The sequence below is a fragment of the Streptomyces sp. AP-93 genome (assembly GCF_022808175.1).
GTDB lineage: Bacteria > Actinomycetota > Actinomycetes > Streptomycetales > Streptomycetaceae > Streptomyces.
Genome location: NZ_JALGBX010000028.1, coordinates 62,846 through 86,457, shown reverse-complemented (window position 1 = coordinate 86,457; position 23,612 = coordinate 62,846). Strand labels below are relative to the sequence as shown.

14 protein-coding genes and 1 pseudogene are annotated in these 23,612 nt (G+C 69.2%); 5 read left to right on the top strand and 10 right to left on the bottom strand.

Annotated features, from left to right (window positions below):
* Nucleotides 1-342: 342 nt before the first annotated feature.
* Nucleotides 343-576, top strand: a pseudogene (locus tag MTF69_RS43895) (serine hydrolase); the annotation flags it as partial.
* A 77-nt stretch (nucleotides 577-653) separates the two neighbouring features.
* Here the strand turns inward: MTF69_RS43895 and MTF69_RS35205 are convergent.
* Nucleotides 654-1,787, bottom strand: a complete 1,134-nt coding sequence (locus MTF69_RS35205) for a M4 family metallopeptidase (protein WP_243340445.1) — start codon at nucleotides 1,785-1,787, stop codon at nucleotides 654-656.
* A 172-nt stretch (nucleotides 1,788-1,959) separates the two neighbouring features.
* Nucleotides 1,960-3,348: a hypothetical protein gene (locus MTF69_RS35200; RefSeq protein WP_243340444.1), complete on the bottom strand. Its 1,389-nt coding sequence runs from the start codon at nucleotides 3,346-3,348 to the stop codon at nucleotides 1,960-1,962.
* Nucleotides 3,349-3,490: 142 nt separating this feature from the next.
* Between MTF69_RS35200 and MTF69_RS35195 the strand changes: the two genes are divergently transcribed.
* On the top strand, nucleotides 3,491-3,697 hold the full coding sequence (locus tag MTF69_RS35195) for a hypothetical protein (RefSeq protein WP_243340443.1): 207 nt from the start codon (nucleotides 3,491-3,493) through the stop codon (nucleotides 3,695-3,697).
* Nucleotides 3,698-3,731: 34 nt separating this feature from the next.
* Here MTF69_RS35195 and MTF69_RS35190 read toward each other — a convergent pair whose 3' ends face one another.
* The 5 genes from MTF69_RS35190 to MTF69_RS35170 form a co-directional block, all read right to left on the bottom strand.
* Nucleotides 3,732-4,805, bottom strand: a complete 1,074-nt coding sequence (locus MTF69_RS35190) for a serine protease (protein WP_243340442.1) — start codon at nucleotides 4,803-4,805, stop codon at nucleotides 3,732-3,734.
* Nucleotides 4,806-4,835: 30 nt separating this feature from the next.
* Nucleotides 4,836-6,005 (bottom strand): trypsin-like peptidase domain-containing protein, encoded by a 1,170-nt coding sequence (locus MTF69_RS35185; RefSeq protein ID WP_243340441.1) that lies wholly within the window; start codon nucleotides 6,003-6,005, stop codon nucleotides 4,836-4,838.
* 6 nt (nucleotides 6,006-6,011) lie between these two features.
* The gene (locus tag MTF69_RS35180) at nucleotides 6,012-10,151 is read right to left on the bottom strand and encodes an ATP-binding protein (RefSeq protein WP_243340440.1); all 4,140 of its coding nucleotides are present in this window, start codon (nucleotides 10,149-10,151) and stop codon (nucleotides 6,012-6,014) included.
* A 63-nt stretch (nucleotides 10,152-10,214) separates the two neighbouring features.
* Nucleotides 10,215-11,174, bottom strand: a complete 960-nt coding sequence (locus tag MTF69_RS35175; RefSeq protein ID WP_243340439.1) for a hypothetical protein — start codon at nucleotides 11,172-11,174, stop codon at nucleotides 10,215-10,217.
* A 1-nt stretch (nucleotide 11,175) separates the two neighbouring features.
* Nucleotides 11,176-12,057 (bottom strand): DNA/RNA non-specific endonuclease, encoded by an 882-nt coding sequence (locus MTF69_RS35170; RefSeq protein WP_243340438.1) that lies wholly within the window; start codon nucleotides 12,055-12,057, stop codon nucleotides 11,176-11,178.
* A gap of 201 nt (nucleotides 12,058-12,258) precedes the next feature.
* Here MTF69_RS35170 and MTF69_RS35165 point away from each other — a divergent pair, with 201 nt between their 5' ends.
* Complete coding sequence (locus MTF69_RS35165) at nucleotides 12,259-13,113, top strand: caspase family protein (RefSeq protein ID WP_243340437.1); 855 nt, start codon at nucleotides 12,259-12,261, stop codon at nucleotides 13,111-13,113.
* A gap of 56 nt (nucleotides 13,114-13,169) precedes the next feature.
* Here MTF69_RS35165 and MTF69_RS35160 read toward each other — a convergent pair whose 3' ends face one another.
* Entirely contained in the window at nucleotides 13,170-16,037 is a 2,868-nt protein-coding gene (locus MTF69_RS35160) for a peroxidase family protein (RefSeq protein WP_243340436.1), read from the bottom strand.
* Nucleotides 16,038-16,401: 364 nt separating this feature from the next.
* On the opposite strand from MTF69_RS35160, the gene MTF69_RS35155 reads away from it, so the two are divergent.
* Together MTF69_RS35155 and MTF69_RS35150 are read left to right on the top strand one after the other, a co-directional pair.
* Nucleotides 16,402-18,108, top strand: coding sequence for a thiamine pyrophosphate-binding protein (locus tag MTF69_RS35155; RefSeq protein WP_243340435.1), 1,707 nt, complete (start codon nucleotides 16,402-16,404; stop codon nucleotides 18,106-18,108).
* A 43-nt stretch (nucleotides 18,109-18,151) separates the two neighbouring features.
* Nucleotides 18,152-19,543 carry a hypothetical protein gene (locus MTF69_RS35150; protein ID WP_243340434.1) on the top strand — a complete coding sequence of 464 codons (1,392 nt, stop codon included), beginning with the start codon at nucleotides 18,152-18,154 and terminating at the stop codon, nucleotides 19,541-19,543.
* Between the two features lie 48 nt (nucleotides 19,544-19,591).
* On the opposite strand, the gene MTF69_RS35145 is transcribed toward MTF69_RS35150, so the two are convergent.
* Nucleotides 19,592-22,630, bottom strand: a complete 3,039-nt coding sequence (locus MTF69_RS35145) for a hypothetical protein (RefSeq protein WP_243340433.1) — start codon at nucleotides 22,628-22,630, stop codon at nucleotides 19,592-19,594.
* A gap of 98 nt (nucleotides 22,631-22,728) precedes the next feature.
* A complete protein-coding gene (locus MTF69_RS35140; protein WP_243340432.1) occupies nucleotides 22,729-23,079 on the bottom strand; it encodes a CU044_2847 family protein in 351 nt (116 codons plus the stop codon).
* Nucleotides 23,080-23,612 lie beyond the last annotated feature (533 nt).

Genomic DNA, 23,612 nt, shown 5'->3' with positions numbered 1-23,612 from the left:
GGGACCGGGTCAGAGTCTGTCGGCGACGCTCCCGTCTTACGTGGCTCCGGTACCGGTCCAGGAGACGCCATCCTTGTAGGTGCGGGCGATCACCCCGGGGATCCCATAGCCGTCGACGGCGGTCCCCGATGCGGGAACACCCGTACGCAATCCGGACAGCCCCTTCCGGGCCGCCTCGATCACCAAGATTCTTCACCGCGACGACCGTGCTCCACCTCGTCGCCGAGGGCAGGGTCAGCCTCGACGACGACGTGTTCGGCCTGCTGGGCCCGGTCTTGAAGACCAACCCCGTCGCGGGCTGCAACCTGAGCACCGGGTGGTGCTTCAAACCCGCCGCCCGGCAGCCCGCCCATCACCGTACGGAACCTGCTCCAGCACTCCAGCGGCATCTTCAACTACCTCGGTGACCTGGGGGTGCTGGTGAGTGCCGGCAGCAGCTTCCCCAACCTGCCCGACTACTCCGCCCAGCAGCTCATCGACGAAGGCGCCTCCCACGGACCGCAGTTCGCGCCGTGCGCCGGGATGCACTACAGCAACACCAACTGCGTCCTGCTCGGCATGGCCATCGAGCGGGTGACCGGACACCGTAGGCCGACGAGGATCAGCAGGGGCCCGGCGGCTACCTCCTGCACTGGCTGCGCCGCCCAGCACCTTCATTTGGTTGCCTTCAGCGCGTTCACGTCCTTGGCCAGTGCCGTCACCTTGGCGCTCAGTTCCCCGATTTGCCTGCTCAGGGCTGCCAGGCCGTCCTGCCGGCCCAAGCCACCGCTCCCGTTGGCCGCACGGCTCCGTGCTCGGGCGGCACCTGTCGGGACGCCCTTGATGGAGATTTCTACCTCCTGCCACGCCGCCAGCACGGCCGACTGTTCGGCGCTGCCGACGCCGAACAGTTCCCCGGCCTTCTGGAAGGTGGTGTGGGCGAAATCCTGGAACTGGGCATCGGCGCCGGACACTTTGAGCGATTCATACCAGATTGGCCCGGCGGCCTCCCATGCGAATCCGCCGATGCCTACGGCTGTCAGGAAGAACGCCCTGTTCGGAATGCCGGAGTTGAGGTGCACCCCGCCGTTGTCCCCTTCCTCTGTGTCTGGAAGGTGGATGAATTTGCTCATACGATCGGGCTGGGGGTCCTTTCCGAACAGCGGATTGTTGTACGCATGCCCCGGGGCCTTCATCGATCGCAGGGCGTCGGCATCGATTCCGGGGGTCCACACGTCGGCGCCGATCAGCCAGTCCGCCTCCTCGGCCGCCTGCTTCAGCGACCACTGCTTGACCAGCGACCCGAAGACGTCCGAAACCGACTCGTTCAGGGCACCCGACTGGTTGTGGTACTCGAATCCAGCGGTGTGCTCCGTGACTCCGTGCGTCAGCTCGTGGGCGATCACGTCGAGGGATCCGGTGAGGTCACCAAGCACCTTTCCGTCCCCGTCGCCGAAGACCATTTGCCGTCCGTCCCAGAACGCGTTGTTGTACTTCACGCCGAAGTGAACGAACCCGTCCAGCCGCATCCCGCGGCCGTCGATCGAATCGCGCTGGAACACCTCCCTGAAGAAATCGCGCGTCAGGCCGAGCCCGTCGAACGCCCGGTTGGTGGACTCGTCCACGGACTCCGGTCCGTCTTCCGACCTGGCCAGGGCGGCGGTCCGGAGGGAGCTCTTCTCCTCGCAGTCGAAGACGGTGCGCCGGCCGTTACCGGGGGCGGCCGCGCCGGCGAAGTACGCCCGGACCTCTCGCTGACCTCGCAGGCGAGCCGTGGTCAACATGGTGTCGAGGGCGGCCTGGCGCACCTCGCTCTGTTCGCTCTCCAGAAGCCTCCTGAGGAGGTACGGGGGGATGATGCAGTTGATTCGCGAGGTCCTGCTCATGGGACACCTCATGAATAGGAGGGATGACGGTCGACCATTCATCGACGCGCGGAACGTTCGCGACGTTCGATGTGGTCAGATGTGGAGTGGCCCCCTACCCGCCTGAGCGGGCCTTCTCCAGGAGTTCCAGGTAGGGCGTCACCGCTGTGGTGCCGCGTACCGGAGAAAGACCGTACCGGTCGATGTTCTTTTCGTTCGCGTAGGGATTTTTGGGATTGAACTCTATCCGTTCATCCGGCGGCGATACGTCCACGACGACGCGCGGCCACTCGCCATTGTCCACTCTGAACACTGTTATCTGCTGTCGCCCCCGGGTCACGTTCAGAATTTCACTGCTGTTCGAGATGTTTGATCGATACCTGTACTTTGTGTCGGCAGGATATCCTTTCTCCTTCTTGGCGTCCTCCGCGAGCTTCTTGCCTCCGACCCCGGAGCGCTCGTAAGCAGTGGGCATTTTCATTCTGTCTTTCCTGATCACGTACACCTCGGTCTGGGCCCGGATGGCTTCCCACGTGCGCTTCTCCGGATCCTTGACCTCGACGACCACGTCCTGCGCGATCTCCTCCCCTGGATTCAGCACGCTGCCCACGGGCGTGACGAAAGCGCCATGGTAGATCAAATCGAATGGGGTCTTGGTGTCGGAGCTGCTGTTCGCGGGCCCGCCATGGATCCAGTACTTGCTGTCGAGGATGTAGACGGGAACTTCGCCTGCGTTCTTCACGTGGAGATGGACCGTCACGTGCAGCAGGGACGCGACTTTTTGCAGACTCGACTCTTTGAACTCTGCCCCGCTCTGTATCAGCGGGGTTCTCACATAGGGCAGATAGATTTGCGAGTAGGCCAGGTTGGCGCCGGCGAGAAGGGTGGAGATGATGACCCCGATCGCGATCGTCTTGGGATTGCGGAGGCCTTTCCACGCCCGCAGCTTGATGAGTTCGACCAGCGCCACCGAAGCCCAGACGCAGAGGGCGATCCCGATCAGGGTGTAGCCGGTGAAACGCTCGCCGATCTGCAGCAGGAGGAGGCAGATCCCGCAGAGGAGGGCGATGACGACTCCACCCAGAACGGCCACCCCCGAGTAGCGCCATCGCCGCTTGCCCCAGTAGTCGACCGCAGCCCCGGCGGCAGCCAGCTCCACCAGGGCGGCAACGAGGACGGTGACTCCTGCGATCCGTCCGCCGTAGGTCAGGGCATCGCCGCTGTCCGACATTCCGATCTGGAAGAGCGGGCATGCGGTCGCGAGGAAGCCGAAGACCATGAGCAGGCCGATGGTCAGGCGCCGGACGGGCCGGTCCGGCCAGACACCGCAGTCCCCGCCGAGCCACTGGATGTCGTGGTGCCCGACTCGCACACCGGCACGATCCAGGATTCTCCAGAGCTCCCCGGCAGAGCGGGCCTCTCCCACGCGGTGGCCGTCGATCAGGACCTTCCGCAAGCCGAGGTCATCAGGCGGCGCTACGGACACCTCGGGTGTGTTCGCCATGACATCAGCCTCCTCTCAGTCCGAGGTAAGTGCCCCCGGAGCGTGCCCCTCTGAGCACCGCGGCGTCAGGGTGCGGTCAAGGCGGCGCAGGGCGAAGCTGGAATTGACGTGTAGGTATCGCTCGTCCCCGAAGGGAGCTCCCATGCGTAGGCGCATTCTCGGATTCACCGCCGCACTCGTCCTGGCCGTTCTCGGCGCCGCAGTCCCCGTCGCGTCGGCTGCCGTACCGACGGTCACCGGAGCGGAGTGCGAGGCCGACAAAGTGGGGAAGGTGGAGTACGACTCCGGTACCGGCCTGTGGACTTGTATAGGCGGCGCGTTCGACGGCGAACCGATCACCGGGAACTGAACGCGGACCCCCGGCATTCATGTGCGGCACCGTCCTACACCCAGTTGACTTCCGCCCGCTCCAGCAGCGGGTCGTCCGTCAGCTGGAACAGCGGCACGGCGAAGTTGCCCGACCTGAACCGGCCGCCGAAGTGGAGGCCGAGGACCCGGTGGTCGGCCAGGTCGAAGACGGGGGAGCCGCTGTTGCCGCCGAGCGTGGAGCAGTCGTGCGTCATGGTGAACCCGGGCCCGTCCGGGACCAGCGCCGTCGCCGTGCCCGGCTGGAGCCGCTTCACGTTGTAGATGTCCATGAAGATGCGGCTCATGGCCTCCGGTTCGTTGCGGCGGCCGTCCGCCGCCGGGTAGCCGACCACGTACACGGGCCGGCCTTCCAGGTCCGGCGGAGCGTCGGCAGCGACCGGTAGCGGCGTCGGCAGGGGCCCGCCGCTGCCCGCTGCCGGGGACACCCGGAGCAGTGCCATGTCGACGTCCCGGTGGATGCCGATGACCTCGGTGACTTTGAACTCGAACGATCCGTCGGTGGCGGGCGCGCCGAGTTCCTCGGCGGTGTCGATGCGCGCTCCCATGCCCTGGCGGAAGGTGAACCCGCCGTCGCCGTCCGCACGGCTGAACTCGGCCGCGACATGGCGGTTGGTCATCACGGCGAACGGTGAGACCAGGAAGCCCGTGCCCAGCCAGTCCAGGTCCGCGTGGCCGGAGACCTCCACCCGGCCGACCCGCTCGATCGATGCCCGGATGCCCGGCCGCTGCCCGTCCAGCAGGGCCCAGTCGCCCGGCTGCGAGGCGAAGTCCTGGCCCTGGACCAGGATCGCCGGGCGGCCTTCGAGCAGGATGATCGCCTCCACGCCGAAGGACTCGTCCGCGTCGACGTCGCCCCTGCGGCCCGCCGCCAGCTTCTCCAGCCCGCGCACCCCGGCCTCCAGCACCCGGGCCCGCTCCTCCCGGGCGGCGCGGCCGATCTGCGCTGCCGCCTCTTCCTCCCGGGGAAGCTCCTCGGTGGACTCGGGGATCTCAGCGTGCAGCCCCTTGCGTACGCGTGCGGCGACCTCCAGCAGATCCTCTCGGAAGACCTGCTCGGGCCCGGTCGCCACCGGTGATCCACCGCGCATCTCACACCTCCTGTGATCGTGCCCGTCGCGTCAGCGCGACTGGGCCGCAGCGATCTCGTCGTGGATCTGCGGGTTGTGCTCCCGCAGGTGCCGCATGATGGCACTCAGTTGCGTGCCTACGTTCACGAAGGCCGTGGTCTTGCCCTGGAAGATGACCCCTTCCGTCACGCGCCGCGTGCCGCGGTGCAGGGCCACCACCGTCCAATCGTCGGTCAGCACGGGCGAGCCGGAGGAGCCGCCCCGGGTGTCGGTGAAGTAGCGCACGTCGGTGTCGTCCGCCTCGAACGCGAGGTTGTTGCGCAGCGCGATCCGCTTCGGCTCCCCACCCGGGTGTTGAATGATGTTGAGTGCCACCGGCGTGTCCTTGGCCACCTCCAGCGGTGCGGTGGCGACGCGGAGGAAGGGGCGGGGCGGAGCATCGGCCACGCGCAGGGGCGGGGCATCGGCCAGGGGCAGGGGCGGGGCGCCGCTCAGGCGTAGTACGGCGTAGTCCAGGTCCTCGTCCCAGGCCAGGAGTTCGCTCGCCTGTGTCTCCTCGGCGTCCGTGTCGTCCTCGCTCAGGTAGTCGAACCGGGAGCGTGATCCCTGGGCCTGGAGCAGGAGGTCCGACGGGTCCGCCACCTGCTGATGGCCGTCGGTGCGCTTGCGGGCGTTGACCACGTGGTGGTTGGTGACGAGGAGGTCGGGGGCGATGAGCCAGCCCGTGCCGCTGTGGGGCAGTGCCACCGGCTTGAGCAGGGCGCCCCCCTCGTACGGCAGCACCTTGATGCGGGCGACCGATTCGCCCGCCCGCGCTCCGCCGGCCAGGAAGTCGAAGGGCACCGTGTCGTCCCGGAAGATGATCTCTTGCTTGATCTCCCCGATGGGGACGTCGGGCTCGCCGGCCGCGTCGCGCGCCACCCGGTCCAGTGCCTTGAGGACCACGTCGCGGGCGGCGGCGTCGGTGAGCTGGTCGGCGGCGTTGCGGAGCCAGATGGCCAGCGGAACGGTGCCGTTGATCAGCCGCTCCACCCGGTTCATCTCGTTGAGGTCCGATTGGATCTGTGGGCCGGGCGCCGCGAGGATCGGCAGAGAGGCACGGTACTTCGGGAGGATTCCCGCGAACAGCAGACTCCGCAGGGCCGGGTCCGCCAATCCTGCCTCCACCGCCGTGTCCTTCAGCTGCACGACGTCGTCCTGGGAGATGTACGTGTCGCTCATGGTCGATCAGGCCGCTCGGTGGCCGTTCCCTTCTTCGGGGCTCTCCGCGGAGGTGGCCGCCTCGGCCGGGCCGGGGGTGACGGCGCCGGGGGTGACTGCCCCGGCGCTCATCGCCGCCGCCACGGCCGCGGTGAGCTCGCCGTTCCGGTCGAGGGTCAGGAGGCGCCTGGCGAGCCGGTCGAGCGTCCCGAGTCGGCGCGCCTCACGCAGCATCCCCTGCACCTCCTGGCGGGTGACCCCGATCGCGGACCGGACGGCGGCAGCGGAACGGTCGGGCGAGCCGGCGGACTCCTCCAGAAGGCGGAGCAGCGGGGCCCGCAGCTCGGGTCGCTCGGCCATCACCCGGACGCTCGCTTCGCCGAGTATGTCCAGGACCGCGTCCTCGGTCTCGGGCAGGCCCACGACGTCCAGGGCGTGCTCCAGGATCCGCGGGTGGTCGCGCGAGACCTCGGCGGCCGCGGCACGCACCAGGGCCGGCCGCCGGACCAGCTCCGCGTCGGGCAGCCGCCGCAGTCGCTCGGCCAGCCTGCTCCCGGCCTCCTGCCGGCGTTCCTCGGTGCGGGACGCCAGCTGAGCACGGGTCAGCAGGGCGCCCAGCGCCTCGAAGTCCTTGCCCAGGCCCGTGGCGATCTCCTCGGCCTCGGTCAGGTCGTCGTCGGCCTCGGCGAGGTCGCCGTCCGCCTCGGCCAGCCGCGCCGAGAGGAGGAGCAGCTCCAGCTGCAGTGCGGGGAAGCCGTCCTCATCGGCGCGCTCGATGGCCGCGTCGGCGGCCGCCCGGGCTTCGGTGCGACGGCCCAGGCGGTCCAGGGTCTCGACCCACAGCGGGTGCAGCGGGCTGCCCGAGGTCCACGGGCGCCGCCCCTCGATCCGGGCGGCGGCCGCTTCGGTGTACCCCTGCGACAGCAGGTTCTCGACCTCTCCGGCGGCGATGCGCTCCCAGTCCTCCTGTTGCGCCTCCGCCATCACCTCGTCCGGGGTGTGGCCGCCGAAGCGCCCGGCGAGGTAGGCGGCGGACCGCCCCGCCATGTCCTGGTCGGCCCCGACGAGGAACCGCTCGATGCCGGGCAGCCAGCGCAGCTCCACCTCGCGCGGGCTCTCGTTCAACCGGAGCCGGTGGTAGATCTCCTCGGCCCGCGACTCCAGGCCTTCGCGTACCGCGTAGTACGCGACGGCGCGCTGCGCGACCGCCCGCATCAGGTCCGCACGGGCGCGGTCGGCCAGCCGGAGCATGATGGCGCGCAGGTCGGCCCGGTGGCGTACGGTCCCCGGGCCGGCGGATTCCACCAGGTCGAGCCGGGAGAACAGCTCGAAGAGGCGCTCCGCCTCCGGGTCGGAGTCCACGGTCAGTCCACAGGGACCGGCGAGGACTTCCCGGATCAGTCCGGGGGTGATGCTCCGCAGTGCCATGCCGGCCTGCGCCAGAGCGCGGACGTCATGGTCCCGGATGCGCCGCAGGATCCGCTCGTAGAGGGTCCCCTGGATGAGCATCTGGTCGACCTTGCGGTAGAAGTGGTGGCGCCGCCGGGGCAGGCTCTCGATCAGTTCGTTCAGCGATTCGACCCGGTCGCCGTCGCCGTCGCCTCCGCCTTCCTGCTCGGCCGCCCGCGCGGCCAGCTCCAGGCTCAGGGGATTGCCTCCCACGCGGTCGGCGAGCTTCTCGGCCAGGCGTTCGTCGCTCACCCCGCAGGAGACCAGGAGGGCCACGGAGGCCTCCGGGCCGAGTTCGGTCAGCTCGATGGTCAGGGGCTCCACCAGTCGGGCCGGATGGTGCTTCAGCAGCCGCCCCGCGACGACGGTCCGCAGCCGCGGGTGCACCTTCTGGAGCGCGGACCAGAGGCCCCACATGCGGCCGAGCTCCGGGGAACCGCTGTACTGGGCCTCCTCGAAGGAGTCGATCACGAGCACCAGCGGCGGCTGCTCCGCCGCGGGCACCCCCACGGCCTGGACGACGAGTGTCGCGAGCTGCGCCGCCAGCATGCCCTCGCGTGCCGAGGCCAGGGCGTGCACCCCCGACTGGGAGAGCCGCGCCATCGTCGCCCGGGTGGTGGCGAGCTCGTAGAGCTCGTCGACCGTGCCCTCCTCGGCCCGGTGGAGGCCGACGGTCTCCTCGCACGCATGCGCCAGGGCGTCGAAATCGGCGTGGTGTGCGGGGTACTGGACGCTGAGCTGCCGGGCCATCTCCGCGATCAGGGTGGCCGGTTCGTGGGCCGAGAGCGTGGGCCGTTCGAAGTCGACGTAAGCGAAGGGGAACGCGGTGGGGAAGTCGCGCAGGCTGTCCCGGAGGAACGTAGCGAGCAGGGTGCTCTTGCCGACGCCGCTCGGCCCGTGGACCAGTACCGGCCGCTTCGTGCCGGTGCCGACCGCCCGGGTGAAATCGTCCTGGAGCGGCGTGGGCAGTCCGATGTAGGCGCGCAGTCGGGCCAGTTCCTCGCCGCGCCCCTGGAAGGAGGTGTGCCCGAGGCGTTCGAGGGGCTGCATCAGCCGCGCCCGGTCGAGCAGGTGCTGGACCTCGGCGCTGTCGGGGATGCCGGTGATGCCCGGGATCTGCGCGAGCCACAACACCGCCTGCAGCGTGTGCGGCAGCTCGTCCAGCCTCTGGTGGGCGAGGTCCGGGGGCGTGCCGTCGAGGTAGGCCAGCGCGATGCGTTCCGGGCCCGGGCCGGGCGGGATCTGCTCCAGGTTGGCGAGCAGGGCGCGCCGGGCCCCTTCCGGACCGGCGAAGCCGCCCAGTGCCGTGTCGCGGACCTCGGCCTTGAGGGCCCAGGTGAAGGTGTTGCGCGCGCCGACGGCCCGGCAGTCGCGCAGCAGCTCCACCCCGGCCGCCCCGGAGGGCTCCTTCTCGCCGGGCAGCTTCAGCCGTGCGGGGTCGAACCGGCTCAGCAGGGACGCCGCTTCCCGGTAGGCCTTGCGCAGGTCCGACACGTCCGCGAGGCCCGGGGAGGCCACGGCGGCGCTCAGCTGGTCGCTCAGGCGCGCGCCGAAGTCCTCGCCGGGGGCGAGCGCGCCGTAGATACGGACCGACGCCGCTGTCGCCGTGCAGATCTTGCGCATGTAGCCGTCCGGGCCGGAGGCCTCACAGGCCTGCAGCACGGCGGGAACGGCCGTTTCCACGAGGGCGGAGACCCGCTGGACGTCCGGGAGAGCCGAAGCCTCGGTGAAGAACTGCCGGAAGAACTGGCTCAGATCCTCCGGGCCGAACATCCGGGCGGTGTCCCTGACCTCGTTTTTGCGTATCTCGTACGGGAGCTGGCGCATCGTCGGCGAGTATCCGAGCAGTACCAGCCGGGGCGGAACGTCGGGCGGTGCCGGCCTCTGCTTGTGGAGGGTCAGAGCCAGCTTCCCGATGCAGTCCCAGACGTCGGAATTGACGTCGAGCTTGTCGCAGTCGTCCAGTACCAGCCAGTACGGCCGGCCCGTGGTGGTGGCCTGGCTGACGATGCGGTGCAGCGCGGCGTCGATCTCGGGTAGTGGATCGTTCAATTGTGTCGATTTCAATGGCGGGAGGGGCGGGAGGGGCGGGAGGGCCGTGTCCGGGGGCGTCGGCGGAACCGGGCTCGGATCCGTGACGCACTCGATGAGCCGCTGGACCACCTGCTCGGCGGTCGAGGTCCGGTTCAGCGTCACCCGCACCGGGCGGAAATCGCAGTGCTCGCCTATGTGCCGGATCAGTTTGTAGCTGTAGGAGCGCCCACTGTCCGGCTCCCCGTCCACCACCAGAACGGTCTTGTCGGGATTCTCGAAGAATTCGCGGAGCCGCTTCCTGAAATCCGCCCGGTCGATGAACACCTCGGCGCCGTTGCTGAGCACGCTGCTGAGGAAGAAGTCCTGCGGTGAGATGTGCAGCCGCACGGCCTCCTCCAGCTCGCTCTTGAGGCGCAGGGCCTCCTCCCCGGCCGGGAGGGAGGTGAGCGAGTCGAGCCGCACGAGCGTGCTGAGGAGTTGGAGCTGGGTTCCGATGTCGCTGTTCCGCACGGCCTCGACCAGGGCGACGGAATTATCTGCGGCGACGTAATTCAGTGGGATTCTGCTCACGAACTCGGGTGAGAATCCGAACTGGATCAGCTTGGGCCGGGGTTCGCCGGCAACGAAGAAGTGGTCCCGCACCATTTCGGTGACGAGTCCCCACTCGGTATCCTTGGGAGACATACCGCACCTGCACATCCGCCGTAGCGGCGCGGAAAGCCGGATTGCCTGATACCTGCCATGGTTTCACTCGGCCGGGTGACTCGCAACGCGGCCGAAGAGCGTACGCAGCTTCTGCTGGACGGGCGCGCTCCGAAGGTACTCGGTGATGCCGTGGTGGTTGCCGCTGTCGTTCCTGACCAGATGGTCGGTGACGAGGCCGGCCGGACCGTACTCGGGCCGCAGCCAGTGGTCGAGCGCCACCAGGTCCCGCAGGTCCGAGACGTTGGACCAGGCCGCCACACCCGCCGGGACCGCCGCCGGGAGCGCGAGCCGGTCCTGGACCTCGGTGATGCCGAGCGGAGATCCCAGGCTGACGAACAGGGTGACATCCCGTCGCTCCTCGCGGAGCACCTCGTACGCGATGACCGAGCCGAGACTGTGCCCCACCAGGGCGAGCGGCCCGGGGGGCACGTCGGCCAGCTCGCCGCGGACGACATCGCGCATCTCCTCGCCGACGCCGCCGAAGAAGTACGCGTACACGTCCTCGAAGGTGAGCTTCACGAGCAGCTCGAAGACGGGTGCGCGCATGAAGAGGGGGAGCGGCAGCGCCTCGGCCAGGTCCGGTGAAGCCGGTGCCGTCGCCGGTGCGGGCGTCGCGTCCTCGGCACGGCCGAGGGTCTCGGCCGAGTACGTCATCTTCGCCAGCCAGTGGGCCAGTTGCTCCTCCCCGGCCTGTGCCGACCGTCTCCCGCGCGCCGGACCCGCCTTCCGGCGCGCTTCGCGGAGCGTCTGCTCGATGAACTCCTCCGGAGTCCGCGGCACCGTCGGGTCCGGGAGTTCCCGGACGCTCGGCGGGCCGCCGGACAGCGGGTCGGGCTCGTCGTCGGGCAGGGGGGTGCCGTACCGGACCGGCGCCCAGCAGGCCATCCGCGATGCCGCGCCTATGTCCGTGCCGAACAGTGCCCTGTCCCACCGGGACTTGAGCAGTTCCTTGCGGACCTTGTTCCCGTTTCCGTGGACGTAGACGACGGTGGCGTCGTCCATCTCAGCTGTCCAGGACCACGTCGTCGTAGCTCTGCAGTCGCTTCCAGCGCTCCGCGGGTGCGCGGGTGACGGGCATGAGGTCGACGGTGGGCAGCGGCCCGAAGTCGAGGCCGGTGAGCTCGACGATGTCGGTGACGGGCACCTGGAACGTGCGGAACGGACCGAGCGGTGGCGGATCGCCGGGCTTGGCGCCCGCCATCGCCCGCTCGTGGTCCCGGGTGAGGTCCGGGCTCTGGTCGAGGATGTACCCCGTCGAGGCCAGTCCGCCGTTGTGCACGAAGGCGGCCACCTTCCAGAACCGCAGCGGCACCTGGATGCCCCGGTAGGGCGGGTCGGAGTCGTGCAGTACGGGACCGGTGAAGACGGACAGCTTGCGGTCGAACCGGGCCGCGTGGTCCAGCAGATGGTTCTCCAGCCCCTGCCACAGCTCCTTGCCCTGGTTGAAGGAGTCCTGCTGCGGGGCCGCGTTGGTGAAGAAGAAGGTGTCGGTGTTGGCGCGGTTGGCCTCGGCCACGGCACCCCAGACCGGGTCCAGGCGGCGGACCAGGTGCCCCCGGTCCAGGGAGTTGTCGCGGTAGATGTCGTTGCCGGACTGCTGGGCCTCGGGTACGCGGGGGTCGAACCCCCAGTTGTCGTCCCGCGGTACGTCCTCCACGAGCCGCTCGCCGTCGATGCAGACGGCGGTGGAGGCGGCCAGCCTGCGGTCGGGGCGCAGGACGACGGTGAAGTGGGTGTAGGGGAGGACCACGGTCTCGATCCCGTTCGAGGCCGGGAGGGGGAGCGGGACGACGTCTCCGAGGAAGGACTCGTCGTAGCCGGTGCGATCGGCGAGGGAGCCCGGCCGTGCCTCGGCGCCCGCAGCCCGGTCCGATGGCGTGCTCATTACGTTCATGAGATAGCAATACCGCGCTGAAGTGATCATTTACGGTGCGGTGCGACGGGCCACCCGAACAGCGGCCCTCCCGCCGGCTCCCCCCGACAGGCCCGATCGGGCGGCGTCCCCAGCACCCCGGTTCAGGCGGCGGCCGCCGCGGAACCCATGCTGTCGACCCCCCCTTCGCCCGCCCCGCCCCGAGGAGTACCCGTGCCCACTGGTCTGTCCATCCACGTCGGTCTGAACAAGGTCGATCCCGCGGCGTACGACGGCTGGGACGGCAAGCTCCTGGCCTGCGAGAACGACGCCCACGACATGGCGTCGGTGGCCCGCGCCGGCGGGTTCGGCGACACCGTGATCCTGACCAATGACGGCACGGTGGAGAACATCACCGGGGAACTGCGCAAGGCGGCCGGACGGCTCAAGAGCGGGGACATCCTGCTCTTCACCTACTCGGGCCACGGCGGCCAGATGGACAACGTCGTCGGATCGGACGACGAGCCCGACCGGCTGGACGAGACGCTGGTCTTCTTCGACCGCCAGTTCCTCGACGACGAGCTGTACCGGGAGTTCCGGCGGTTCGAGGAGGGGGTCAGGATCTTCGTCCTGCTGGACTGCTGCCACAGCGGCAGCGCCATCGAGTCCCTCCAGGGGCTGCTCACCCCGGAGGCGCTGGAGTCGCAGTTCCAGACCCGTGACCCGGGCCAGGTGGAGGCGGCGTCCCGGCTGATGCCGCTGCTCAAGCAGCAGGAGATCTTCGCCCGGGACCGGCCGTTCTACGAGGGCCTCCAGCGCGAGCTCAAGGACGGCGACGGCGGCCGCCCGGAGCCCGGCGCCGTACTCATCGCCGCCTGCCAGGACAACCAGGTGGCGTCCGACGGAGACGTCAACGGACTGTTCACCGCGAACCTTCTCAAGGTCTGGGGGAAGGGAGCCTTCCTGGGCGACTACCGCACCTTCCACCGCGACATCCAGAAGCGGATGCCCGCCAACCAGAGCCCGAACTTCTACACGACGGGCAGCCCGTCGGCGGGCTTCCTCAAGCAGAAGCCGTTCACCATCTGACACGCACGGCGGTTCGTTCGGGCCGCCCACGCGGGCGGCCCGAACGAGTGGTCCCCTCAGCCGCGTCCGCGTCCGCCTCCGGTTCCCGTGGCCGTGGCCAGGCGCCAGGGCGCGAACGCGCTGGCCGTGCGTGGCAGGAGGCCCGCCAACTCGGGGCAGTGCCGCACCACCACACTGCTCATGCCATTGCGCTCGATCCAGTCGATGCCCAAAGGGGTGTACACCTCGGGCCTGTAGTCGACCGTGAGGAAGCGATCGCTCTGCAGGCGGCGGGTCGCCATCAGGATGAAGATTCGGAAGGCGGTGTCGCTGAAGCCGAAGCCGTGCGGCGGGTTCTCGGCGAAGAGACCGACCATGGTGTCGATGTGATCGACATCGCGGTAGACCTCCTTCAAGCGTGCGACGGTCTCCGCGTCGCCGGACACGTCCTCGAACCGCCGCACGCGCGGCTTGTGCAGACCGGCCCGGAAGTCGTTGTAGCGCGGTACACCGCGACGCCGTGCGCGTACCAAATCGACCACGGACAGGTCGATGACCTCGCCCTCCCGCTCGAACGACCTCAGGGCGTGCGGGTAGTTGTTCAGCGTGATCGCGCCGGGATGGGCGATGCCGAGTGAGTACAGCGAGTTGGCCAGACCGGTCTTGCGGATGAGCGCTTCCGCGGCGGGGCCCTGCACGTCGTTGAAGCCGAGGGTGTCCAAGCGCCGGCCGAGCCGGTGGTCCACGATCTCGAAGTCGTCGGGGAGCAGCGGGTGCATGCGGTAGACGGTGACGAAGTCCTCGGTGAGCGAGTACGGAGCGGCGTGGTGGTCCGGGAGGGTCTCGGGGATGCCGGTCAGTGAGTGCGCCTCGAAGAGCCACAGTCCCAGTTGTTCGAGCCACTTCTTCGGCGGTCCCTGCCAGTTGGTCTTCAGGCCGACGTCGATCACTTCGGTGGCGAGGATCGCCGGAGTCCATTCCACGGTGTGGATCTTCGCGATGAGAGCCGAGACGACCAGTCGCGCCGTGTGGTAGACACGGTCCTCGCTCAAGGTCGGGTACTCCTGCCGCAGTGCTTCGCACACGGCATTGTGCTCGCGGGCGAAGAGGGTCTGCATGGCGCTGAGGCCGTACCACCAGCTCTCCGCGAACCCGGTGAGCGGGAGGCCGTCCGGCCCGGCCGGCAGGTGGCCGTCCTCCAGGCGCAGCGCGGCACCGCCCCCCGGCTCGCGCAGCGACCTTCCGGTGTCCTCGTTGCCGCCGTAGATTTCGGAACCGTCCCACCAGTGAGACGCCGCGTTGGCGAACAGCGTCGGCGGACCCTTGCCGTCGGCCGGGTACAGCCCCTCGTTCTCGGCGAAGCGCATGACGTCCTCGGGACGTCCGCCCGGAGTGTTCCTCCACGTGACACCGGGAGGGAGCGGCACCTCGACGGTCTTCGTGCCGGTGGGGTAGCGCTTGTGGTTGACCCAGTCGTGCACCTGGAACTGGATCCAGGCGGCGGCCAGGACGTTGAGGGAGCGTGCCGGAATGAAGACGTCGCGGTGCAGCAGCTCGCGACTGACGGTGACCGGGTTCGGTACGTCGAACAGTTCTGGTTGATAGACGGGCGCGAGGTTGCGGCCGAAGGCGGACCCGACAGCCCCCATCCTCGGTGCGGACAGGTCGTTGTAGGTGCCGTCGTAGCTCCGCGCGAGCCGCATGTCCTCGTCGATGGGATCGGGTACGGGCTGGGCTCTGGGCGGAGCCTCGCGGAGCTCGGTGTCGACCAGGTTGTCCTGGCGCAGCTTCTGCCGGAAGGCCAGGAGGTTCAGCAGACCGAGGCTCGTGGGCAGCCGGTGCCAGGGGACGCATCGGTTGAGGCCGCGGAAGGCGGCGCGCAAGGGGACTCCCAGTACGGCGTTGCGCCGCGGCTCGACGTTGGCGAACCGGTGGCCCAGTCGGTGGGCGCTGCTGGCTTCGTAGGCGACCTTGCGCGCCCGGTTGAGGTTTCCGAGGGGCCGGAAATCCTCCGTCGTGTTCCACGGGTTGAAGGCGAGCTCGTCAACCCGTGCTGCTGCGGTGCGAGCCTCGGCGGAGCAGATGTCATGGCGCGGGATGGTCAGCGTTGCCACCCGCACGAGAGGCGTGTCCCCCTCCTTCCACTCGGCCGCGCCGTCCTCGATGGGCGTCCGGTGGGCATCCACGTAGCGCTGGACGTACAACTCGAAGACGACATCCGCCTCCTTCAGCCGCCGTCCGAGTTCGTGCTGCAGGAAATCGGGGTCGGTGCCGGAGGGCGCGGGGGCCGACGGAGCGTCGTCCGCGGGGCTCAGCTGATAGCGCACCGGCCCCGCGTCACCCCACAGGATGGCGCCGCGGCTCCAGTACGTCTCCAGCGCCAGGCTGCTCACCGGGCGGCTGGTACCCGCACGCACGTTGCGGCGCATGCGCGCGGCCGTGGACCATCCGACCGCGAGCGGCAGGGTGACGAACAGCGCGACGGCCTTCCGGAGCGTCGAGTCGGCGCCCGCCATGGCCTTCGCGAATTCGACGAACTCGAGCGCGTTGCGCGCGTGCGAGACCGGATGGCTCGTCATCAGCAGGTCGTGCGCTTCGTCGGCTCCTGCCGCGATGCGCAAAGCCGCTCCGCGCAGATCGGGGGCGTGGTCGGGCTGGCGGGCGCCGTTCGCATTGGAGAGCCGCACGGTGACGGGGTACTCGGCACCCGGTTGGGCGAAGCCGGTCCGCAGGTCGGGGGGCAGGTCGCCGACGAAGGCCAGACGCGCGTTCTCCGCGCCGAGAACGGCCTTGGCGTGGAACGTCCGCGCGAGGCCGGAGGCGCCACTACGCTTCATGGACTTGAGCTGGACCCGCATGAGCTCGCGGGCGAGCCGCTCGAAGACGAGCCGTTCCGCCTCGGGGTTGCCGCCCACGTAGTGCTCGTACTGCCTGGTCTCGGCCATGTGTGCCTCTTCGCCAAGGCGCACCCCGCTCTCCGGACGCAAGGCCGACGGACGACGAGGTGACGCTGCACGGCTGCCCGGGACTGGGTCCGCGGGCACCTGGGTTACACACGGCAACCCTGACTCAGTGATGCGGCCGCGTCGCGCGGAACAACGCAGACGGGTGGCATCCGCCTCCCGCCCCGGTAGATGACCGCCGTACGAGTGCTGCGCGCGCTGTGGACGGTGAGGCCGGCCCTGTCACTCGTACGGTCCACTTCATGTGCGGGAGCGGGATGCGTCGAGTACTGGCAGACTGGTTCCGTGCCGTGTCGACACCGCACTCGCAGACAACACATGCGGGGGAGTGGACGAGGGAACGGCGATGAGGGTTTACGAAGCCATAGTCAAGGGCCTGGAAGACATCGGAGTCCGGGCCGCTTTCGGCGGTGCCGGAGAGAACGCCGCCGGCCTGATGCTGGCGCTGAAGCATTCGCAGCAGATCCGGCCGGTCATCACGCGGCATGAGCAGGCCGCGTCCTTCATGGCGTGCGGCCACGCGATGTACACGAACGAATTGGGCTTCTGTTTCGCAACGGCAGGTCCCGGTGCGTTCAACCTGTTCTCCGGTATGGCTGTCGCGATGTCCGACTCCTACCCCGTCCTGGCAGTCTCGGGATACGCCTCCAGGGAATGGCAGGGATGGGGCTCCCTCAACGAAACCTCGGGCCTGAACCGGACACCCGATTCCCGGGCGATGTTCGCCGCCACGACGAAGAAGTCCTTCCTGCTCGCCGACGCCGCCGACACGTGCGACGTGCTCGAGGAAGCCGTCAACATCGCCTTCGAAGGAAGGCCCGGGCCGGTGCACATCCACGTTCCCGAGGACCTCACCCACCGTGGCGTCGAGGTGACGAACTTCCGGCACATCCGGCTCGACGTGGCCCCGGTCGTCCCGGATCGGGCCCGCGTGGCGGAGATCGCCTCGGTGCTGGACGACGCCCTCACACGGCGCAAGCGCATCGTGGCGCTCGTGGGGTTCGGCGCGATCCGCAGCGGAGCGGGAGCGGAGGTCCGGCGCTTCATCGAACGCTTCCAGATTCCCCTGCTCACCACGCTGGACGGCAAGGGCATCGTCTCCGAGGGTCACCCGCTCTCGGTGGGCGTCTTCGCGGACAGCGGACACTCCAGCGCGTGGAAGGCGTTTCGCGAGGCCGATGTCGTGCTGTGCGTCGGCAACTCCCTGAATCAACACGCTACGTTCAACTACCGCGAAGACCTCTTCGAGAACAAGGTGCTCATCCATGTGAACATCTCCGAGACCGAGTTCCACAAGGCCTACCGGCCCGACTACGCGCTGCTCTCCGACGCGCGCCTCGGGCTGGCCGCCCTCCACGAGGCGCTGGACGAACGGGTCGGCGACGTCCCGGCGGTCGACGTCGACGGCCGCGACTACGAAGCCCGTCACATCACGCACCTGACCGGAAAGATCCACCCGGGGGAGCTCGCCCAGGCGATCGGCAGGATGCTGCCCCCACGAGGTGTTCTGCTCGCCGACGCGGGAGCACACCTTGCCTGGCTCGGCTACTACGTCGAGCTGGAGGAGGGGCAGAACTTCCGCAAAGTCGGCTCCTTCGGGCCGATGGCCGGCCATGTCAACGGCGCCATCGGAATGAAGGTCGCGCACCCGGAACGGACCGTCGTCGTCGGGTGCGGCGACGGGTGCTACTCGTTGTCCGGTTTCGAGCTGATGACCGCCGTCGAGAACGACATCCCCGTCATCTGGATCGTCTTCGACGACCAGGAATTCAAGCTGATCAAACTGTTCCAGCTCGTCACTTACGGGGAGACGGGGCTCGTCGAGTTCCAGAACCCCGACTTCGCCGCGTACGCGAAGGCGTGCGGCGCCGACGGCTACCGCGTCGAGACGCTGGAGGAGTTCGAGAAGGCGTTCCGTGAAGCGCTCGCCTCCGGCCGGCCCTCCCTCATCGACGCCCGGATCACGCGATGGGCCGTCCCCCACTACAGCCCCTCGCCCGACGGAGTCATCGCAGGCCTCGTCGAGACCATCGAGGCACGCTTGCGCGGCTGACGGCGTCCGTGTCCGCCCGGTCGCGCCGTGAAGGGACAGCAGGATGAACGACCCGATGAACACCCACAGCCATGCCGGGTTCGAGGCCCTCGTGAACCGCCCGCTGCTCACGTCGATCTGGCGTCGCCGCACCCACCGGGTCAGCCGCGGCAGCTCGGTCGAGGCCGGATCGATGAGCTGGGCCTCCACCGCACCACGAGCCCCGCTGACAGAGCTCGAAGAGGCCGTCCTCATCGCCATCACGGGCTGCTCCGGCCTCACCATGCCGGACCGTCCTTTCGCCGACCCCCGCGACGGGAAGCCCATCATGGCCAAGCCGAACCTCAACATGGCCGGCCGGACCGCGGGCAGCCCCGACAACGCCCAAGGCACGCACTTCTTCCTGATCAACGACACCGGCACCTACTTCCTGCGCAACGTGCCCCCCGCATCCGACGGCGGGGCGGCGGCGTTCGACGCGGAGACCCTCTGCTCGCGCGCCGCCGAGGCGAAGGTGCGGCTCCTCGACCACCGCATCGACGTACCGGAAGGAGGGCGGGACTTCCCCGCCTACCTCGACTCGAACCGGTTCCTGTCGAACCTCCCGGGCACCACCCTCCTCTTCCCCGTGGTGGACCTGTCACGGCAATACATCAACGGGCTGATGTACCTGCTGACCCAGCCCGAGGGGGCACGGCCGGCGATCGTCGACGACCGGAACCTCTACCGCTCGGCGGGCGTGCGCAAGTGGGTGAAGTCGGGGTTCCTGAACGAAGACATCAAGCTGCCCCTGGGCTTCATCTGGGCCATGCGGACGCAGATCGAGGCCGACCTGCTGCTCCAGAACCTCATGCTCACCGCCGACGCCATGGGTCTCGGAGCCTGGATCCACGCCTCGATCGCCCCGTCGATCATGCTGGGCGACCCGAAGTTCCGTCCCGCCTACGGTCCCATGCTCGATTTCGACTGGACCATCCCGCGGTGGAGACCGGCGGACCTCCTGCGCTGGCAGGTGCCGCTTCCGCGCTACGCAGACCTGAGGGCGACCGCCGTAGGCCTGCGGCACAACGGTGAACATCTCATCAAGGCGATGTGTCCGCCCAACTACGGCACCATGGGCGAGGCGGTCGACGCCGTCGTGGCGGGGAAGTTCGGGCCGGCGGGCATCTACTCCGACGAGGGGTTGTTCGCGCGCATCTACCGGGGGGACTTCGGCAGGCAGTACCTGCACGAGGCCAGCGACTACTCCGACGACGTCATCGCGTGTACGCGGGACATCTGCACGTACATCTACGAGACTCACGGGCGGTTTCCCGCCCACTGCGAGACGATCCACGTACCGGGCGTGTGGCTGCAGGCCCATCACCTAGAGAACGCCTACTACGAGCGGTACTTCCGCGACGGCCTGACCGAGGCCCACCGCACCCACGACGAGTACTGGCACGGGGAAGGGTGACGACCCGGAACTGGAGGCGGTGGGGACGGCACGGTGCGACTCCAGCCGCTACCGCCGAGCGCCTCCGGACCCGCGGCGCTTGACACCGCCCCTCGCTGCGTGAGCGCGGCCTACCTCCGCGGCCTTGGTGCCGAGGTGGTGTCCGAGCGCCCGGTAGGCGTCGAACTGGGCGTGGTCGAACCACTGGTCGAAGGTGGCCTGGCGGGGGAAAGCCTTCTCCCGGAGGGCGTAACTGAGCAGCTCGTACGGCATGTCGGGGGTCAGACTGGCCTTCACGTAGATGATCGTCCCCAACGCGCTCGCCGGTGTGTCGGGCGAGAACTGGACCCGTTCCGGGTACTCGATCGTGCCGCGCACCACGCAGGTGGCGGAGAACCGGCCGTTCAGGGAGGCCATCGGCACTTCGGGCGCGAGCGGTTTCGCGCTGCCGGGAACCAGGTTCAGCAGATTCTGCCCCTCGTCATCGAAGGTGATCGTCACCCCGAGGTCCTCGTAGGCGAGTGTGATCGCCTGCGCGAGGGTGGTCGCCAGCGGCGGCGAGTCCCCCGAGGCGTCGATGACATAGATGGTCCGGCAGCGGAGCCGGAGCATCTCGACCAGACCGAGATTGTCGAAGTGCCCGCCGTCGGTGCACAGCAGCAGGGGAGTGGTGTCCGAGTACCGGCCCACCAGCTCCTGGAGTTGGTACCGCAGCCGCCGTACCCGCGGCAGCCGCGGCATGATCCGGTTGGGCCCGTACGTCGCCAGTTCCGCGAGGTACAGGGGGTTGGGCACCCAGGTGCCGAGCCGCACGTTGGACAGCGCGAGCAGCCGCTCCATGAACATCGTCTGGGAGCCCATCGCGGAGGCGAAGGCCGCTCCGGACACGGCGACGGCGGACTGTACGGTCAGGTCGCGCCCGATCAGCGCCGGGGCCGTCTTCTGCAGAGTGCCGGTGCGGACCCAGCCCGTGTCGGGTCCGCCGCAGTAGTCGGAGGCGAAGGTGAAGGGGACGGCGGGGCGGCCGGGCGCGGTGCGGTTGCGCAGTGAGACGGCCGCGGAGGCGGCGAAGATGACCTGAGGGAAGCCCTCCACCCGCTGTGCGTAAGGGTTCAGCGGGGTCGGCTCGAAGTTGTAGTCGTACGGCAGGGCGCCGACCGAGCCGTCCTTCAACACCGCGCGGCGCACGGCGAAGGCACCGGCCAACCGCTGACGGTAGAAGGGGTGCAGGCTGAACGTGGTCTGGTCGATCACGAGCGTCAGCGCGATCAGGGCGATGGGCACCCCCCACTTCCAGCCCGGGTGCCAGCTGCCCGCGTAGACGGCGGCCCAGGACATGAGGGCGAGGCCGAAGAACGCGACCAGGAGCAGCACCAGCCAGCACACCACGGCCTTCACCCAGCTGCCGCCGACCTGTGTGACCAGGGACGTGCCGCCCCTGGCGAACGGACCTGCCTGTTCGCCGTCCGGCTTCAGCCTCTTCACTGTTTTGTGGACCGCGGTGAACCACGTGCCCGCGGCGGTCGCCGCCGCGGTGATCGCGCCGAGCAAGGCCACTCCCGCCCCGCTGTCGTCCCAGTAGCCCCCCTTGCCGGCCTTGTGGGCCAGCGAGGCGAAGAACCAGATCACCGAAGGAATGACGACCGAGTACGCGGCGACGGCCAGCGCGAGGCCGGTGAGCGTGTTCACGGTGCTGCGCAGCCATGCCGGGCGGGACTCGTCGCTCCCGGCCCGCGCGAAGGCGTACGCGACGGACACCAGGCCGGCCAGGCCGAACAGGGCGAGGACGGGGCGCCAGGCGTTCGGGTACAGGTCAAGGGACGAGTCGAACACCTTCGCTTCCGCCGCGAGCGGGCGGAGCTCGGTCAGCGGAACGTGCGAGTAGAACTGGTGCAGGAACTGTCCGGCCACGGCGAAGACCAGCGCCAGCATTCCGAAGGAGACGGCCATCCCCCGCAGCACCGCCCCCGCGGCGTTCAGCTTCTCCTTGGGCGCGTCCGCCAGGTACTTCGCGTGCCGGCGGATGTGATCCTCCTCCGGGCTGCCCGGCGCGAACACATCCGCGGGTGTCGCGAGACCGGGCCGCACCGAAGGGCTCCCGTCCGGGGCCCGGAGCCGGGCATCGGTCAGGGCCAGTTGGAAGGCCCCGGCGGTGTACCCGCCGCCGGACACCGACACCAGATACGTCGCCTCGAGCAGTTGCCCGCGCAGCGCCTGCAACGCACCCAGGGTGACCGAGGCCGACCGGATGCCGCCGCCGGAGACGCAGAAGCCGAGCTCCCCGGGTTGGCGACCGGGCGGCTGGTACGCGCGGGTGCGCCAGCGGGTCACCGCGCTGTCCTTCGTGTTCTGTGCCTCGGCCGGGTGTGGTCGCGCCGGGTCGGGGGCGGTCCACTCGGGCCGGGGCTCCCAGTCGTGGGGTGCGGCGGGCGGGAGGATCACGTCCGGGTCGCTCCACTGGCTCTCTGTGCCGTCCGCGAGTCTATGGGCGCGGGCCACGACGGGACGAGGGCGGTCCTCCCGCGCACTCCGCACGAAGGAGGGGTCCAGAACGCGCCGGCAGTAGAGGGTGACGACGATCAGAATGGCCGCTGCCACCAGCGGGACGACGAGCGCCCATTTGACCTGGGCGAAATAGGCCGCACGCATCAGGTCCGGTACCGGGTCGGCGGCGAGCCGGTTCAGAGCCCTCCAGAGGAAGAGGTTCTCCACGCAGTCCGCAACCACCGGCACGGGGGTGAGGGCGAGGGCGCGCCGGGCCCACAGCCGGGTGGACTCCCGGTAGAGGAAGAGGTGCCCGAGCCCGAAGGCCCCGGCCAGGGCCACCGCGTAGCCGGGAATGAACATGCGCCAGTCGAGAACGAGGCCGTCCTGGAACAGCTTGCTGCCGTCCCCGCCTTCGACGCCGTTCACGATGGCGCGGGCCTCTTCGGCCGTCGCTGCGAACTGCAGGAGCACTTCTCCGTTCCCTGAGGGCTTGTCAAGGAACGGCGGATCCACCGTGTACCAGATGATCATGCAGAGACCGGCAGCGAGTCCGGACAGACACAGCCCCACCGCCCAGCCCGGAATCTCTCGCAGCCTCAACTGCGTCGGAGCATTCGGCATGCACGCAGAGTAGCCATCCGGACCCCGTCCGGACGTCATTCGGATCGGTGCGCGCCGTACGCGGGAACGCACAGGACCCGCTCGGCCGCGCCCGGGGGTCACTCCGGTCGTTCGGACGCAGTCCGAGAACGGCCGGCATCGCTGCCCTTCCACGCCATGGTCACCGTCAGATGGCAGCCTGCACCGGTCTTGGCGATCACGGCCCCGGCTGCGACCGAGAGGTCGACGCCGAACTGGATGGTGATGTCGTCGGGGCGGGCTTCGCGTAGCTGCTCGAGGGCCACACGCGCTGCCTCCGTGACCGGACCGAGCGCCTCCTGCAGCGTTTCCGGGAGGTCATGGATGGCGTCGCCGATACGGCTGGCCCTCACTGGCCCCTCGGCCGTGTCTGGAGCCTCGACCAGGACGTACCCGCCGCCTTCCAGCGGGATCCGAGCGAGAGGTGCCACGACTCCTCCTCCGTACATACGGCGACGACCCCGTCCGGGCCTGCAAACCGGATCTCGGCCAGCCTTGCAGGGGCGGGGGCCCGTCGCATGGCACAGGGGGCCGTCTGCGCGAGGACCAGTTCCCAGCCGGCAGCCTTCGTCGCGCGCCATCAGCTGACTGAGCGTGAGGGAGATGGTCTTGCCCATGTCCTTGGCGGAGGTGTGCTTGCGGTGTCGGGACGAAGGAGGAGCGACCCGCTTCGATGTGCACCACTTCCAGGGTGCCTGCGGGGACGTCGGGTGTGGCCACGACGTAGAAGTCCCCAGGTCAACCGCATATGTGGCCCGCCATCACCATCGGGCCACGACTGGTGTGCCCGCACACCACATGACCTGAACGCCTGCCCCGAAACCCCTCCGGAACGGGGTCGTGAGGCCCTGTCGGAATTGCAGAGTGAGAGCTCTTTCGGGTAGGCGGTGCTGACTCCCGTGCTGGTTCGGTGCTGGTTACGCTGCGTTGAGCAGGAGACGTTTGGGGGCGGCGTCGGGCGACG